This is a genomic window from Modestobacter caceresii, assembly GCF_000761485.1.
Lineage (GTDB): Bacteria > Actinomycetota > Actinomycetes > Mycobacteriales > Geodermatophilaceae > Modestobacter > Modestobacter caceresii.
Map to the genome: position 1 here is coordinate 25,476 of NZ_JPMX01000050.1, position 15,147 is coordinate 40,622.

Annotated in this window: 12 protein-coding genes; 5 read left to right on the forward strand and 7 right to left on the reverse strand. The window is 74.0% G+C overall.

The genetic code is table 11. The features are described 5' to 3' along the window. Positions 1-18: 18 nt before the first annotated feature. Complete coding sequence (locus IN07_RS11880) at positions 19-1,593, forward strand: LCP family protein (protein WP_036336052.1); 1,575 nt, start codon at positions 19-21, stop codon at positions 1,591-1,593. A gap of 5 nt (positions 1,594-1,598) precedes the next feature. Here the strand turns inward: IN07_RS11880 and IN07_RS11885 are convergent, their stop codons facing one another. The 4 genes from IN07_RS11885 to IN07_RS11900 are packed head-to-tail and all read right to left on the reverse strand — an operon-like array spanning position 1,599 to position 5,588. Continuing rightward, positions 1,599-2,231: a LutC/YkgG family protein gene (locus IN07_RS11885; protein WP_036336054.1), complete on the reverse strand. Its 633-nt coding sequence runs from the start codon at positions 2,229-2,231 to the stop codon at positions 1,599-1,601. A gap of 55 nt (positions 2,232-2,286) precedes the next feature. After that, positions 2,287-3,768, reverse strand: coding sequence for a LutB/LldF family L-lactate oxidation iron-sulfur protein (locus IN07_RS11890; RefSeq protein ID WP_036336056.1), 1,482 nt, complete (start codon positions 3,766-3,768; stop codon positions 2,287-2,289). After that, on the reverse strand, positions 3,765-4,538 hold the full coding sequence (locus tag IN07_RS11895) for a (Fe-S)-binding protein (protein WP_036336058.1): 774 nt from the start codon (positions 4,536-4,538) through the stop codon (positions 3,765-3,767). The genes IN07_RS11890 and IN07_RS11895 overlap by 4 nt, the downstream gene beginning before the upstream one ends. A 15-nt stretch (positions 4,539-4,553) precedes the next feature. Further along, the gene (locus IN07_RS11900; protein ID WP_197058446.1) at positions 4,554-5,588 is read right to left on the reverse strand and encodes a LacI family DNA-binding transcriptional regulator; all 1,035 of its coding nucleotides are present in this window, start codon (positions 5,586-5,588) and stop codon (positions 4,554-4,556) included. Positions 5,589-5,687: 99 nt separating this feature from the next. Here IN07_RS11900 and IN07_RS11905 point away from each other — a divergent pair, with 99 nt between their 5' ends. From IN07_RS11905 to IN07_RS11920, 4 genes are all read left to right on the forward strand, one after another. Beyond that, the gene (locus IN07_RS11905) at positions 5,688-6,047 is read left to right on the forward strand and encodes an L-rhamnose mutarotase (RefSeq protein ID WP_036336061.1); all 360 of its coding nucleotides are present in this window, start codon (positions 5,688-5,690) and stop codon (positions 6,045-6,047) included. After that, positions 6,044-7,216, forward strand: coding sequence for an L-rhamnose isomerase (gene rhaI, locus IN07_RS11910; protein ID WP_036336063.1), 1,173 nt, complete (start codon positions 6,044-6,046; stop codon positions 7,214-7,216). Before IN07_RS11905 ends, rhaI begins: the two co-directional genes overlap by 4 nt. A gap of 96 nt (positions 7,217-7,312) precedes the next feature. Then, complete coding sequence (locus IN07_RS11915) at positions 7,313-9,349, forward strand: bifunctional rhamnulose-1-phosphate aldolase/short-chain dehydrogenase (protein WP_036336064.1); 2,037 nt, start codon at positions 7,313-7,315, stop codon at positions 9,347-9,349. A 61-nt stretch (positions 9,350-9,410) separates the two neighbouring features. Next, a complete protein-coding gene (locus IN07_RS11920; RefSeq protein WP_231558205.1) occupies positions 9,411-10,862 on the forward strand; it encodes a rhamnulokinase in 1,452 nt (483 codons plus the stop codon). 75 nt (positions 10,863-10,937) lie between these two features. Here the strand turns inward: IN07_RS11920 and IN07_RS11925 are convergent, their stop codons facing one another. The 3 genes from IN07_RS11925 to IN07_RS11935 all read right to left on the reverse strand — a co-directional run. Next, on the reverse strand, positions 10,938-11,825 hold the full coding sequence (locus tag IN07_RS11925; protein WP_036336067.1) for a sugar phosphate isomerase/epimerase family protein: 888 nt from the start codon (positions 11,823-11,825) through the stop codon (positions 10,938-10,940). Between the two features lie 118 nt (positions 11,826-11,943). Then, positions 11,944-13,989, reverse strand: coding sequence for a bifunctional rhamnulose-1-phosphate aldolase/short-chain dehydrogenase (rhaD, locus tag IN07_RS11930; protein WP_036336068.1), 2,046 nt, complete (start codon positions 13,987-13,989; stop codon positions 11,944-11,946). A gap of 55 nt (positions 13,990-14,044) precedes the next feature. Next, positions 14,045-15,147: FGGY-family carbohydrate kinase (locus tag IN07_RS11935; protein ID WP_036336069.1), on the reverse strand; the 1,103-nt coding region annotated here is incomplete at its 5' end.

Below are 15,147 nucleotides of genomic sequence, written 5' to 3' on the forward strand. Positions count from 1 at the left end.
GACGCGTGGGGCTGCCGCGTGAGCGACGACTCAGCGACCCAGCAGGGCAGACGGCGCGGCCGGCACGCCGTCCGCGGCTTTGGGCCGGCCCTGCTGCTCACCGTGGTCGGTGCCCTGGTGCCCGGGTCCGCCTTCCTGGCCACCGGGCGGCGACGCCTCGGTGCGGCGGTCGTCGTCGTCTTCATGGTGCTGCTCGGCGCCGTGGCCTACCTGGCCACCACGGGCCTGCGCGACGTGATCCAGGTGGCCGTCGACTCCGCGGCCCTGCGGTGGGTGGTCGGCGGCATCATCGCCCTCGCGTTGGCGTGGCTGCTCGTCGTCCTGATCGGTTACGCACTGCTGCTGCCGCGCCGCACCCGGGGCTGGCAGCACGTGGTCGGTGCGGTCGTCGTGCTGGCCCTCTGTGCGGCGGTGGTCGTCCCCGCCGTGTGGGCGGTCCGCATCGCCAACGCCCAGGCCGAGCTGCTCGACAGCGTGTTCGCCGACCGGGACAGCGCCACCGTCACCGACTCGTCCGACGGGGCCGATCCGTTCGGCGACCGGGAGGAGGTCAACTTCCTGCTGCTGGGCGGGGACGGCGGCGAGGGCCGCGACGGGGTCCGCACCGACACGGTGATCGTCGCGAACGTGCAGACCGACACCGGCGAGACCACGCTGTTCAGCCTGCCCCGCAACCTGCAGGAACTGCCGTTCCCCGAGGACAGCCCGCTGGCCGAGGTGTACCCCGACGGGTTCTACGCCGGGAGCGAGAGCGAGAGCCTGCTCAACGCCGTCTACCGCAACGGCCCGGCCTGGTACCCCGACGTCCTGGGCCCCACCGACGACCCGGGCGCCGACTTCCTGAAGCTCGGCGTGGGCGAGGCGCTCGGCCTGCAGATCGACTACTACGTGCTGGTCAACCTGGACGGCTTCAGCCGGCTGGTCGACGCGCTCGGCGGCATCGACGTGAACGTGAACTACTACGTGCCGATCGGTGGCGAGCCCACGCTCGGGATCCTGCCCGACGACTACATCGAGCCGGGCCCGGACCAGCACATGGACGGCCAGCGCGCACTCGATTACGCCCGTGGCCGGTTCGGCCTCACCGACTACCAGCGGATGGACCGCCAGCGGTGCGTGATCAGCGAGATCGTCGAGGCCGCCGACCCGATGACCCTGCTCAGCCGGTTCCAGCAGCTGGCCGCGACCACGCAGGACATCGTGTCCACCGACGTGCCGCAGTCCCGGCTGGACGACCTCGTGGACTTGGCGTTCAAGGTGAAGGACGCCGAGATCCGCAGCGTCGTCTTCGACGACACGGTGATCGACCCGGCCTACCCGGACTACGACCGGATCCGGGCGCTGGTGCAGCAGGCGCTGGGCAACTCGTCGGACACCCCGTCCGCGGACACCTCACCGGCCCCGAGCACCCCGGCCGAGCAGGACGCGACCGAGGACGGGGCGGCGCCGTCCCCCACGTCGTCGGCCGGCGCGACCAGTGCCGCGCCGGCGGAGCCGGACCCGGCCGCCGAGGTCGGCGACGCCTGCGCCTACGACCCGGCGCAGGCGCGGGCCGCCCGCGCGGAGGGGGAGCCCCCGACCCGCAGCGGCTGACCCCGTCAGCCGGCGAGCACGACCAGCAGGGTGCGCGGGCCGTGCACGCCCTCGACCCGCTGCAGCTCGATGTCGCTGGTGGCCGAGGGGCCGCTGACCATCGTGAGCGGGCGCAGCGGGTCCAGCCGGGCCAGCCCCTCGGGCACGCTGCCCACCACCTGGTCGGCGGTCACCACGCAGACCAGGCAGTCCGGCAGCAGCGACAGCGCCCGTCGTCCGCAGGCCGGTGAGCCGTCGAGCACCAGGGTGCCGGTCTCGGCGATCGCCACGGCCACCGCGGTGACCGAGGCGGCCCGGTCGGCGAGCTGCACCGCGGGGCGGTCGTCGTCGACGTCGCAGCCGGCCGGCCGCCAGTTCTCGGCCAGCCCGGGGGCGACGACGACGTCGCCGGCCGCCCACCCGGCGCCCAGCCCCTGGTACAGGGCGGCCCGCACGGTGGCGCCCACCTCGGCGGGGGAGCAGCGCAGCACCGTGGCCCGGTAGTCCTCCACCCGGTCGACCAGCAGCTCCAGCAGTTCCGGGTCGCCGGCCGGGCGGCCGTCGGTCTGTCGGTAGTCGCGGACCACCTCGTCGGGTGTCGTCCGGTCCGCGCCCAGGGCCTGGCGCACCCGGGACAGCACCTCGTCGCGGGCGCTCACCGTCGTCCGCCGGCGGTGTTGCACGTGGAACGTCTGCCCATGGGAGCCCGCCCGCTCATGACCCGTGCTCCCGGACCCAGGACTCCACGAACGTCTCCTTCGGCGGGGTGGGCAGGTCGCGGCTGCGGGTCCAGCCGGAGACCGGCGGGGGCAGCGCGTTGGGCAGCGTGGGCCTCCCGCGGGCGATCAGCCGGCCCAGCCGGGACGCCCGCTGGGCCAGGTGCCACAGCCGGGGGTGCGACATGACCTTCGACAGACCGCGGAAGGCCACCGCCTCCGCCGTCGGCCGTTCCTGGGCCTCGACGTGCTCGGCGCGCAGGTGCACCAGGATCGACGGGATGTCGATGGCCACCGGGCAGACGTCGTAGCAGGCGCCGCAGAGCGAGGAGGCGTACGGCAGCGAGGCGTTGTCCTCCACCCCGGTCAGCATCGGGGAGAGCACCGCGCCGATCGGCCCGGGGTAGACGGAGCCGTAGGAGTGCCCGCCCGCCCGCTCGTAGACGGGGCAGACGTTCAGGCAGGCCGAGCAGCGGATGCAGTGCAGCGCCTCGCGGCCCACCTCGTCGGCGAGCACCGCGGTGCGGCCGTTGTCCAGCAGCACCAGGTGGAACTCCTGCGGCCCGTCGCCGGGGGTCACGCCGGCCCAGGTCGAGGTGTAGGGGTTCATCCGCTCGCCGGTGGAGGAGCGCGGCAGCAGTTGCAGGAAGACCTCGAGGTCGCGCCAGGTGGGCACCACCTTCTCGATGCCCATGACGGTGATCAGCGTCTCCGGCAGGGTCAGGCACATCCGCCCGTTGCCCTCGCTCTCCACCACGGTGAGCGTGCCGGTCTCGGCGACGGCGAAGTTCGCGCCGCTCACCGCCACCCGGGCGCGCAGGAACCGCTCGCGCAGGTGGGTGCGGGCGGCCATCGCCAGCTGGCGGGGGTCGTCGGTGAGGTCGGGGTCGACGCCGGGGATGGTGCGGGCGAAGATCTCCCGGATCTCGGCGCGGTTCTTGTGGATCGCCGGCACCAGGATGTGCGAGGGCTTGTCCTCCCCCAGCTGCACGATCAGCTCGGCCAGGTCGGTCTCGAAGACGTCGAGCCCGGCGGCCTCCAGCGCCTCGTTCAGGCCGATCTCCTGGGTGGCCATCGACTTGACCTTGACCACCTCGGTGGTGCCGGTGGCCTGCACCAGCCGGGTGACGATCTCGTTGGCCTCGTTCGCGTCCCGGGCCCAGTGGACGACGCCGCCGCGGGCGGTGACCTGGCGCTCCAGCTCCTCGAGGTGCTCGTCGAGCCGGGCCATCGTGGCGGCCTTCAGTGCCCGGCCGGCCTCGCGCAGCTGTGCCCAGTCGGGCAGCTCGTCGACCACCTTGGCCCGCTTGCCGCGGATCGTGCTGGTGGCGTGGCCGAGGTTGGCCCGCAGCTGCCCGTCGCGCAGCGCGCCCCGGGCGGCGTCCGGGAAGGACTGGTCGCCGCGCAGGTGGCCCACGCCGCGGGGGGCGGTCGGGAGGCCGAGGAACGTGGGCGCCTTCGGCGGCACGGTGGCGGTCATGCCGACACCGCCGGACGGGTCTGCTGGTCGGGGGTCACTGCTTCCTCCGTCGAGGCGAGGATCTCGGCCAGGTGCACCGTGCGGGTGCCGGCCCGGAGCCGGGAGAGGCCGCCGCCGATGTGCATCAGGCAGGAGGCGTCCCCGGCGGTGCAGACCTCGGCGTGGGTGCCGAGGACGTTGGCCATCTTGTCGGTGAGCATCGCGGTCGAGGTGTCGGCGTTCTTCACCGCGAACGTGCCGCCGAAGCCGCAGCACTGCTCCGCGCCGGGCAGCTCGACCAGCTCCAGCCCGCGCACCGCCCGCAGCAGCTGGTAGGGCCGGTCGCCCACCTTGAGCAGCCGCAGCGAGTGGCAGGTCGGGTGGTAGGTGACCCGGTGCGGGTAGTAGGCGCCGACGTCGGTCACCCCCAACACGTCGACCAGGAACTGGGACAGCTCGTAGGTGCGCCCGGCCAGCTCCTCCGCCTCGTCGGCCAGCCGGTGCTCCCCGGCCCGGCGGGCGACGGCGGCCTGCTGGTGGTGGATCGAGGCCACGCAGGACCCCGACGGCGCCACGATCGCCTCGGCGCCGGCGAAGGCCCGCACGTGGTTGGCGACGATCGGGACCGCCTCCCGGCGGTACCCGGTGTTGACGTGCATCTGCCCGCAGCAGGACTGCCCCGGCGGGACCACGACCTCGTGTCCCAGCCGTTGCAGCAGCGTGGCGGTGGCCCGGGCCACCGAGGGGGTCAGGGTGTCCACCAGGCAGGTGGCGAAGAGCGCGACCTTCACGGGCGGCTCCTCCTCTCAGCTCGCGACGGTCGGGCGGAGTCGCCGGACCGCGCTGGACTCGCGGACGACGAGCATCGGCTCGAAGACGGGTTGGTCGTGCTGGTGGCCCTCGGCTGCAGCCTCGTCCAGCAGCAGCTCCGCCGCGCGGCGGCCGAGTTCCTGGCGGGGCTTGCGGACCGAGGTCAACGGGACGGCGGCGGCTGCGGCGTAGTCGATGTCGTCGTAGCCGACGATGGCGAAGTCGTCTGGCACCCGGACCTGGTGGCGCACCATCTCCTGGAGCACCCCCATCGCCAGCAGGTCGTTCGCGCAGACGGCGGCGGTGGGGCGGAGCCCGGCCGGCAGGCCGAGGATGCGGGACGCGGCCTCGCGGCCACCGGCGACGGTGAGCGTCCCGGGGGTGATCACGGCGAGCGCGTCGTCGGACCCGGTGCCCTCGCGGACGGCGGCGACGACTCCCTGGTAGCGCTCCTGCAGCTGGGGCAGCCCCTCGGGGCCGCCGATGAAGGCGATCCGGCGGTGCCCGCGCTCGAGCAGGTGGTCGGCGGCCAGCCGGCCCCCGAGGACGTCGTCGACGGCCACGGCGCACTGGTCGGGGCCGGCTGCCCGGCGATCGAGCAGCACGACCGGGACGCCCCGTTGCCGCAGCGTCTCGATCTGCGGGGAGAGCTCCGCGGTGGGGGTGAGGACGACCCCCCGCACCCGCTGCTCGGTGAGCGCCTCCAGGTGGGCGGCCTCCTTGGCCGGCCGGCCGTCGGAGTTGCAGAGGATCACCGAGAGCCCCTGCGCGTTGGCCACCTCCTCGACCCCGCGGGCGACGTCGGTGAAGAACGGGTTGGCGATGTCCAGCACGACCAGCCCGATGGTGCGGCTGCGGCCGGCCCGGAGGTGACGGGCCGACTCGTTGCGCACGAAGCCCAGCGCGGTGATCGCGCCCAGCACCCGTTCCCGGGTGCCGGGGCTGACCGTGTCGGGCCGGTTGAGGACGTTGCTGACCGTGCCGACCGAGACGCCGGCGTGGACGGCGACGTCCCTGATGCTGGCGGTCAGCGCTGCCCCCTCGGTTCCCGGTCGGCCCGTTGACCGCTCGCACGCAGCATCCTACTGTGGCCCACAGCACCTTGTGAATCGTTTCAGCGAGGAGGGTCCGTGCCCCGCGTCTGCTTCACCCTCCAGGTCCGGCCCGACCGGCTCGAGGAGTACCGCGAGCGGCACGCCGCCGTGTGGCCGGAGATGCTCCGCGCGCTCCGGGACGCCGGCTGGCGCGACTACCAGCTCTTCCTGCGCGAGGACGGGCTGCTCGTCGGCACCGTCGTCACCGACGACCTCGACGCCGCCCAGGCCGCCGTGGACGCCGCGGAGGTCAGCGCCCGCTGGGAGGCCGAGATGGCCCCCTTCTTCGAGACCGGGGACGGCCGCGGCAAGTCCTCGCTCGACCTCGTCTTCGACCTCGACGCCCAGCTCCGGGCCGCCGGGGAGCACACCACCACGAACGGAGAGACCCCGTGACCACCGACTTGCGCGCCCAGGCGCTCGCCGCCCTCGCCGAGCAGACGATCGAGCTGCCCTCCTGGGCGTTCGGCAACGCCGGCACCCGCTTCAAGGTCTTCAGCACCCCCGGCGTGCCGCGGGACCCGTTCGAGAAGATCAGCGACGCCGCCCAGGTGCACCGGCACACCGGCGCCGCGCCGCGGGTCTCGCTGCACATCCCGTGGGACCTGGTCGACGACTTCGGGAAGCTCGCCCAGCACGCCACCGACGAGGGCGTCTCCATCGGCGCGATCAACTCGAACCTGTTCCAGGCCGACGAGTACAAGCTCGGGTCGCTCACCCACGCCGACCCGGCCGTGCGGGCCAAGGCCGTGGCCCACCACGTGCAGTGCATCGACGTCATGCGGGCCACCGGCTCCACCGACCTGAAGATCTGGCTGCCCGACGGTACGAACTACCCGGGCCAGGACGACATCACCGACCGCCAGGAGCGGCTCGCGGAGTCACTGCAGCAGATCTACGCCGAGCTGGACCCCGAGCACCGGCTGATCCTCGAGTACAAGTTCTACGAGCCGTACTTCTACACGATGGACATCCCCGACTGGGGCACCTCGCTGCTGCACTGCCTGGCCCTCGGCGACCAGGCCAAGGTCGTGCTGGACACCGGCCACCACGCGCCGAACACCAACATCGAGTTCATCGTCGCCCAGCTGCTGCGGGTCGGCCGGCTCGGTGCGTTCGACTTCAACTCCCGCTTCTACGGGGACGACGACCTGATCGTGGGCGCGGCCGACCCGTTCCAGCTGTTCCGGATCATGAACGAGATCGTCCGGGCCGACGCGCTCCGCCCGGACTCCGGCGTCAACTTCATGCTCGACCAGTGCCACAACATCGAGCCGAAGATCCCCGGCCAGATCCGCTCGGTGATGAACGTCCAGGAGGCCACCGCCAAGGCGCTGCTGGTCGACCGTGAGGCGCTGCGGGCCGCGCAGCGCAGCGGTGACGTGCTCGGCGCGAACGGCGCGCTGATGGACGCCTACAACACCGACGTCCGCCCGCTGCTCGCCGAGCTGCGCGAGTCCAAGGGCCTGCCCGCCGACCCCTACCGGGCCTACGCCGCCTCCGGCCACGCCGAGAAGGCCGCCGCCGAGCGCGTCGGCGGCCAGCAGGCCTCCTGGGGCGCCTGAGCAAGGACCCTGCTGCCCCCCACCACTCGCTCCGCTCGCGGCGGGCCCCTGCAGCAGGGCCGCGCGAGGACCCTCAGCGCCGAAAGGACCCACCTCATGACGAACCCCGTGGTCAGTGACCTGCTCGCCCGCTCCAACCGGCTGGGCAAGGACCCGCGCAACACCAACTACGCCGGTGGCAACACCTCCGCAGCCGGCACCGAGACCGACCCGGTGACCGGGCAGCCCGTCGAGCTGCTCTGGGTGAAGGGGTCCGGCGGCGACCTCGGCACCCTGACCGAGGGCGGCCTGGCCGTCCTCCGGCTGGACCGGCTGCGCTCGCTGGTCGACGTCTACCCCGGCGTGGACCGCGAGGACGAGATGGTCGCCGCCTTCGACTACTGCCTGCACGGCCGGGGCGGCGCCGCGCCGTCCATCGACACCGCGATGCACGGCCTGGTCCGCGCCGCGCACGTCGACCACCTGCACCCGGACTCCGGCATCGCGCTGGCCACCGCGGCCGACGGCGAGGGGCTGACGGCCGAGTGCTTCGGCGACCGGGTGGTCTGGGTGCCGTGGCGCCGTCCCGGGTTCCAGCTCGGCCTCGACATCGCCGACATCGCGGAGAAGAACCCGCAGGCCATCGGGGCCGTCCTGGGCGGGCACGGCATCACCGCCTGGGCCGACACCAGTGAGCAGTGCGAGGCCAACTCGCTGGAGATCATCCGGACGGCGGAGCGGTTCCTCGCCGAGCGCGGCCGCCCGCAGCCCTTCGGTGCGCCGCTGCCCGGGTACGAGGCGCTGCCGGAGGCGGAGCGCCGGGCGAGGGCGGCCGCGCTGCTGCCCGTCGTCCGCGGGCTGGCGAGCACCGACAAGCCGCAGGTCGGGCACTACACCGACTCCGACGTCGTGCTGGACTTCCTGGCGTCGGCCGAGCACCCGCGGCTGGCCGCACTGGGCACCTCCTGCCCCGACCACTTCCTGCGCACCAAGGTGCGCCCGCTGGTGGTCGACCTGCCGGTGTCCGCCCCGGTCGAGGACGTCGTCGCCCGACTCGAGGAGCTGCACGAGGCCTACCGCGCCGACTACGCCGCCTACTACGAGCGGCACGCGAGCCCGGACTCCCCGCCGATGCGCGGCGCGGACCCGGCGATCGTGCTGGTGCCCGGCGTCGGCATGTTCAGCTTCGGGGCGAACAAGCAGACCGCCCGGGTCGCCGGTGAGTTCTACGTCAACGCGATCAACGTGATGCGCGGCGCCGAGTCGGTCTCCACCTACGCGCCGATCGACGAGAGCGAGAAGTTCCGGATCGAGTACTGGGCGCTGGAGGAGGCCAAGCTCGCTCGGATGCCGAAGCCCAAGCCGCTGGCCACTCGGGTCGCGCTGGTGACCGGCGCGGCGAGCGGGATCGGCAAGGCGATCGCCCAGCGGCTGGCCGCCGAGGGGGCCTGTGTCGTCGTCGCCGACCTGGATCTGGCCAAGGCCTCCGACGCCGCTGCGGAGATCGGCTCGTCCGACGTCGCGGTGGGCGTGGCGGCCGACGTCAGCGACGCCGAGGCGGTGGCCGCGGCGTTCCGGGCAGCCGTGCTCGCCTTCGGTGGGGTCGACCTGGTGGTCAACAACGCCGGGCTGTCGATCTCCAAGCCGCTGCTGGAGACCACGGAGCAGGACTGGGACCTGCAGCACGACGTGATGGCGAAGGGCTCGTTCCTGGTCTCCCGCGAGGCGGCCCGGATCATGATCGAGCAGGGGATGGGCGGCGACGTCGTCTACATCTCCAGCAAGAACGCCGTCTTCGCCGGCCCGAGCAACATCGCCTACTCCTCGACCAAGGCCGACCAGGCCCACCAGGTGCGGCTGCTGGCCGCCGAGCTCGGCGAGCACCAGATCCGGGTCAACGGCATCAACCCCGACGGCGTCGTCCGCGGGTCGGGGATCTTCGCCGGCGGCTGGGGCGCCAAGCGGGCCGCGGTCTACGGCGTCCCGGAGGAGGAGCTGGGCAAGTACTACGCCCAGCGCACCCTGCTCAAGCGCGAGGTGCTGCCCGACCACGTCGCCGACGCCGTCTTCGCGCTGACCGGTGGCGAGCTCACCCGGACGACCGGGCTGCACGTCCCGGTCGACTCCGGCGTCGCCGCCGCCTTCCTCCGGTGACTCCGCACCACCAAAATGGCCATTTTGGTGGTCATGGGGGGCGGGAGTGAGGCTGGCGGCGGTGGACCTGGGGGCCTCCAGTGGGCGGGTGATGGTCGGGCGGGTGGGTCCGGGCCGACTGGAGCTGCACGAGGTCAACCGGTTCGCCAACCGGCCGGTCCGGGTCGCCGGCACGCTGCACTGGGACGTGCTGGCGCTCTACGCCGGGGTGCTCGACGGCCTGCGGGCCGCCGGCCGGGACGTCGGGCCGCTGGACGGCGTCGGCATCGACAGCTGGGCGGTCGACGTCGGGCTGCTCGACGCCGACGGCGCGCTGCTGGGCAACCCGGTGCACTACCGGGACGCCCGGCACGCCACCGCCGTCCCCGGGGTGCACGAACTGGTGTCACCGGCCGACCTCTACCGGGTCAACGGCCTGCAGCACCTGCCGTTCAACACGGTCTTCCAGCTCGCGGCGATGCGGCAGCTGGCCGGGTTCGGACTGGCCCGGCACGCGCTGCTGGTCCCCGACCTGCTGGCGTACTGGCTCACCGGGGCCGTCGGGGCCGAGCTCACCAACGCGTCCACCACCGGGCTGCTGGACGCCACCACCCGGCAGTGGTCGACCGACCTCGTCGACCGGCTCCGCCTCCCGCACGAGCTGTTCCCGCCGTTGCGGCAACCCGGGGACCGGCTCGGCGAGCTCACCGCTGACGTGCTCGCCGAGACCGGGCTGACCGGGCCGGTGCCGGTGACGGCGGTGGGCTCGCACGACACCGCCTCCGCGGTGGTCGGGGTGCCGGCGGAGTCCGAGCGCTTCGCCTACGTCTCCTGCGGCACCTGGTCGCTGGTCGGTGTGGAGCTGCCCGACCCGGTGCTCACCGAGGCCAGCCGGGAAGCGGGGTTCACCAACGAGCTCGGGGTGGACGGAACGGTCCGTTACCTGCGCAACGTGATGGGGCTGTGGCTGCTGCAGGAGTCGTTGCGCACCTGGCAGTCGGCCGGCCTGCCGGCCGACCTCACCGAACTGCTGCACGCCGCGGCCCGGGAGCCGGCCTTCGGCGCGGTCGTCGACTGCGACGACGACCGCTTCCTGCCGCCCGGTGACATGCCGGCCCGGATCGCGGAGGTCTGCCGGGAGACCGGGCAGACGCCGCCGCAGAGCCAGGCCGCCACCGTCCGCTGCATCCTGGACAGCCTGGCGCTGGCCTACCGGCGCACGGTGCGCCAGGCGGCCGAGCTCTCCGGGCGGTCGGTGGACGTCGTCCACCTGGTCGGCGGTGGCGCTCGCAACACGCTGCTCTGCCAGCTCACCGCCGACGCCTGCGGACTGCCGGTGCTGGCCGGCCCGGTCGAGGCGGCGGCGCTGGGCAACGTGCTGGTCCAGGCCCGCGCCGGGGGTGCGCTCAGCGGGGGGCTCGCCGAGCTCCGGACGCTGCTGCGGGCCACCCAGCAGGTCGTCCGGCACGACCCCACCCCGTGCCAGGAGGCCGCGTGGCAGGCCGCGGAGGACCGGGTCCGGCGCACCCGCTGAGCGCGGCCGGGAGTCCCGTCAGGAGCCCCGCCAGGGAGCCCGGCCCGGCGACCGGGCTCCCCTGGGGTCAGCGCCTCAGCCCGGTGCGCCCCGCCGCGCCGCCGCCCCGGCCAGCCCGGCCTTGGTGAACGCCAGGGCGTCGCGGGCCAGGGCGTGGTTGTCCGTCCACAGGTTGCGCCAGATCGCCAGGTCGTTGGAGAGCGTGCGGTGCACGACCTCCGAGGAGAACGACTCGAACGTCACGATGCCGTCGTAGCCGACCTCGTCCAGGGCGCCGAAGAACTCCGCCCAGGGGATCGAGCCGGTGCCCAGGGCCCCGCGGTGGGACTCCCCGACGTGCACGTAGCCGAGTCGCCCCGCCGCTGCGGCCGCCCGCACCGCCTCGGTGAACGAGTGCTCTTCGATGTTCATGTGGTACGTGTCGAGGTGGGCCATGACGTTGGGCCGGTCCACCGCGGCGATGAAGTCCAGCGTCTGCTGCGTGGTGTTGAGGACGTTGGTCTCGTACCGGTTGCAGAACTCCAGCGCGAGGGTGATCCCCGACGCGGCGGCCTTGTCCGCCAGCCAGGCGATCGCCTCCTGGGAGTTCGCCCGGCCGCGCTCGGTCGCCGGGGCGTCGTACTTGCCCAGCTTGGAGTAGAGCACCCCGCACAGCGTCGTCCCGCCGCTGTCCCGCAGCACTCCGAGGGCGGTGGCCAGCCGCTCCCGGCCACGGGCCACCGTGTCGGGGTCCTCGCTGGACACGTCGGTGTCCGCGCCCAGCCCGAGGGAGGCGCTGACCTGCAGGCCGTGCTCTTGCAGCAGCCGCGCCGTCAGGTCGGCGTCGTACCCGGTCGGGTCGATCGGGGCGATCTCGATCAGGTCGTACCCGGCCTCGGCGCTGGCGGCGACGGCCCGGCGGGCCTCCTCCGGGGACCAGCCCCCGGTCCAGACCAGGGCGTGGACACCGTGGGTGACAGGCATGGGACTCCTTCCTCGTGCCCCGGGACCGGGGCGTGCGACAGGTGGTGCGTGAGCTCGTCCAGGTCAGGTCAGGTCAGGCGAGGTCAGGAGCCCGGCCCGGGGGCCGGGCTCCTGACGGTCAGCGCAGGAACGCGGCGGCCACCCCGGAGTCGACCGGGATGAGCAGGCCGGTGGTCACCGCGAGGGTGCCGTTGGTGAGCGCGAGGACGGCGCCGGCCACGTGCTCGGGGAGGACCTCCTCCTTGAGCACGGTCCGCTGGGCGTAGTACTTGCCCAGGTCCTCCTCCTCGACGCCGTAGGTCTTCGCCCGGGAGGCGCCCCAGCCGCCGGCGAAGATCCCCGACCCGCGGACCACGCCGTCGGGGTTGATGCCGTTGACCCGGATGCCGTCCTCGCCCAGCTCGGTGGCCAGCAGCCGCACCATGTGCGCCTGCGCGGCCTTGGCCGAGGAGTACGCCAGGTTGTTCGGTCCGGCGAAGACCGCGTTCTTCGAGCAGATGTTGACCACGTCGCCGCCCAGCCCCTGGCCGCGGAGCACCCGGGCCGCGGCCTGGGTGACCACGAAGCTCCCCCGGGTCATCACCGCGAACTGGGCGTCCCAGTCGCCGAGGGTGGTGTCCTCGAGGGAGCCCGGCTTCACGAACCCGGCGTTGTTCACCACGATGTCGAGGCCGCCCAGCCGGAGCACCGCCTCCTGCACCGCCGCGGCGACCGCAGCGGGGTCGGAGACGTCCATCCGCACCGCGACGGCCCGGTCCGGGCCGCCGAGCTCGGTGGCGACCTCCTGGCTCTTGGCCAGGTCCAGGTCGGCGATGACGACGTCGGCACCGTGCTCGTGCAGCAGCCGGGCGGTGGCCAGGCCGATCCCGGAGGCGCCGCCGGTCACCAGCGCGACCCGGCCGGACAGTGCCTTCGGCTTCGGCCGGCGCTTGAGCTTGTCCTCCTCCAGCTGCCAGTACTCGACGGCGAACTTCTCCGCCTCGCTGATCGGGGCGTAGGAGGACACGCCCTCCGCGCCGCGCATCACGTTGATCGCGTTGACGTAGTACTCCCCCGCCACCCGGGCGGTCTGGTGGTCGGCGCCGAAGGAGAACATGCCGACGCCGGGCACCAGCACGATCGCCGGGGCCGAGCCCCGCATCGCCGGGGACCCGGGGGTCGCGTGCCGGGAGTAGTAGGCGCTGTACTCCGCCTGGTACTCCGCCAGCAGCTCGGCCAGCCGGGCGTCGACGTCCGCCAGCGGCGCGTCGACCGGGACGTCGAGCACCATCGGCCGGATCTTGGTGCGCAGGAAGTGGTCGGGGCAGGAGGTGCCCAGCGCCACCAGCTCGGCGAGCTTCTCCCGGGACAGGAAGTCCAGGACGACGTCGGAGTCGGTGAAGTGCCCCACCTGCCGGCTGCTCGCCGAGGCGACCCGGCGCAGGGACGGGAACAGCTCGGCGGCTCGGGCCCGCCGCTGTGCCTCGGGCAGCGCGACCCGGTCGGCCACCACCGCGCCGAACGGCTCGGGCACTGACCGGCGGGCCAGGAACTCGGCCGCCTCGTCGATGATCCGCAGCGCCCGCTCCTGCGCCTCTGCCGAGGTGGCACCCCAGCTGGTCAGCCCGTGCCCGCCGAGCACGGCGCCGATCACGGTCGGGTCCTGGGCGAGCTGCGACACCTGCCGGCCGAGCTCCCACCCGGGCCGCTTCCACGGCACCCAGGCCACGGCGCCGCCCCACAGCTCCTGGACCAGGGCGGGCCCGTCCGCGGCGCAGGCCAGGGCGGTCACCGAGTCCGGGTGCAGGTGGTCGACGTGCGGGCAGTCGACCAGGCCGTGCATGGGGGTGTCGATCGACGGGGTCGCCCCGCCGGTGCCGAACGCGGCGTGCGGGAAGAGGCCGACCATCTCGTCCTCGTGCTCGACGCCGCGGTAGACGTCGTCCAGGGCCAGGAAGGGCTCCCGCTGCAGGACGGCGAGCCCTTCCGCGCGCAGGGTGCCCAGGTCGCCGCCGGAGCCCTTCACGTAGACCAGCTCGACGTCCTTGCCGGTGGCCGGGCTGGGGACCGTGACCTTGACCGACGTGTTGCCGCCGCCGTAGTTGGTGACGGTGGGGTCGCTGCCGTAGCGGTGCGACCGGGCGAGCAGCTCGCGGACGCCCTCGGGCAGGTCGGTGTCGCTCATGGGACGGGGTCTCCGTTCTGGCAGCCGGGCTGCCGTTGGTGCTGATCGGGGGTGGTCATGCCGCGCCGGCGGCGGGCAGGAGGGCGCGGCGGCGGAGCTCGGCCAGGAACCGCTGGTAGCCCTCCTCCAGTTGCGGCACCTCGGCCGGGTCGGGGTCGACGACCAGGTCGGGGTGGACGGCGCGGGCGACGACCTCGGCCAGCAGGTCACCGAGGTCCTCGATTCGCGTGGTCGCCGTCCAGCCGGTCGCGGCCAGCAGCGCGGCGCCGACGCCGCTGCTGGGGTCGCGGGGCCGGGCCACCGGGCGGGCCAGGGTGCTGGCGCGGACCTGCAGCCAGGGGAGGGAGCGGCTGCCGCCGCCGGCCACCCGGTGGTCGGTCGAGGGCACGCCCAGCTCGGCGAGCCGGTCCAGGCCCAGCCGCTCGACGAAGGCCACCCCGTCCAGCTCCGCGCGGTGGCGCTGCGCGGGCGATGGCGGAGGTCCCGGCGGTCGCCGGGGGTCGACGAGGAAGCCGGTCGTGTCGGGGTCGGCGAAGGGGAAGCGCTCGCCGGTGCGCGGCGGCGGGGGCAGCGGGTAGGCGATCAGCGGGGAGGGGCCGGTGGCGAGGGCGGCGGCGTCCAGGGCGGGCAGGTCACCGGTCGCGGTCAGCACCCCGGCGCCGGAGTTGGAGGCGCCGCCGGGCCACCAGCGGCCGCCGGGAGCCAGGTGCGAGTAGACCGGGCCGGCGTCGATCCGGTGGTCGCTGACGCCCTTGAGCACCAGGGTGGTGCCGAGCACGCCCATCGTCTGGCCGGGGCGCACCGCACCGGCGGCGACCTGCGCGGTGCAGCCGTCGGTCATGCCGGCGACCACGACCCCCCCGGGGGGCAGCCCGAGCCCGGCGGCGACGTCGGGCAGCACGGTGCCGACCACCGTTCCCGGGTGGACCAGGGGAGGCAGCGTGCCGGCCGGGACGCCGCCGTCCGCGAGCAGCTCCGGCCAGCGGGCGGCGGCCGGGTCGATGCCGGCCTTGAGGGCGTGGGAGGTGTCGCTGACCAGCTGCCCGGTCAGCGCGGCGACCACGACGTCGGCGCTGTGCAGGTAGTGCCGGCCCGGGGCGGGCGCTGTGTCCGGCTGGCCGGCGAGCCACAGCAGCCGGCCGACCGTGCCGGCCGAGC

Excerpts from the sequence above, each read along its gene's own strand:
- IN07_RS11890 (WP_036336056.1), bottom strand. The coding sequence starts at position 3,768 with ATGACCGCCACCGTGCCGCCGAAGGCGCCCACGTTCCTCGGCCTCCCG.
- IN07_RS11915 (WP_036336064.1), top strand. The coding sequence starts at position 7,313 with ATGACGAACCCCGTGGTCAGTGACCTGCTCGCCCGCTCCAACCGGCTG.
- IN07_RS11925 (WP_036336067.1), bottom strand. The coding sequence starts at position 11,825 with ATGCCTGTCACCCACGGTGTCCACGCCCTGGTCTGGACCGGGGGCTGG.
- rhaD (WP_036336068.1), bottom strand. The coding sequence starts at position 13,989 with ATGAGCGACACCGACCTGCCCGAGGGCGTCCGCGAGCTGCTCGCCCGG.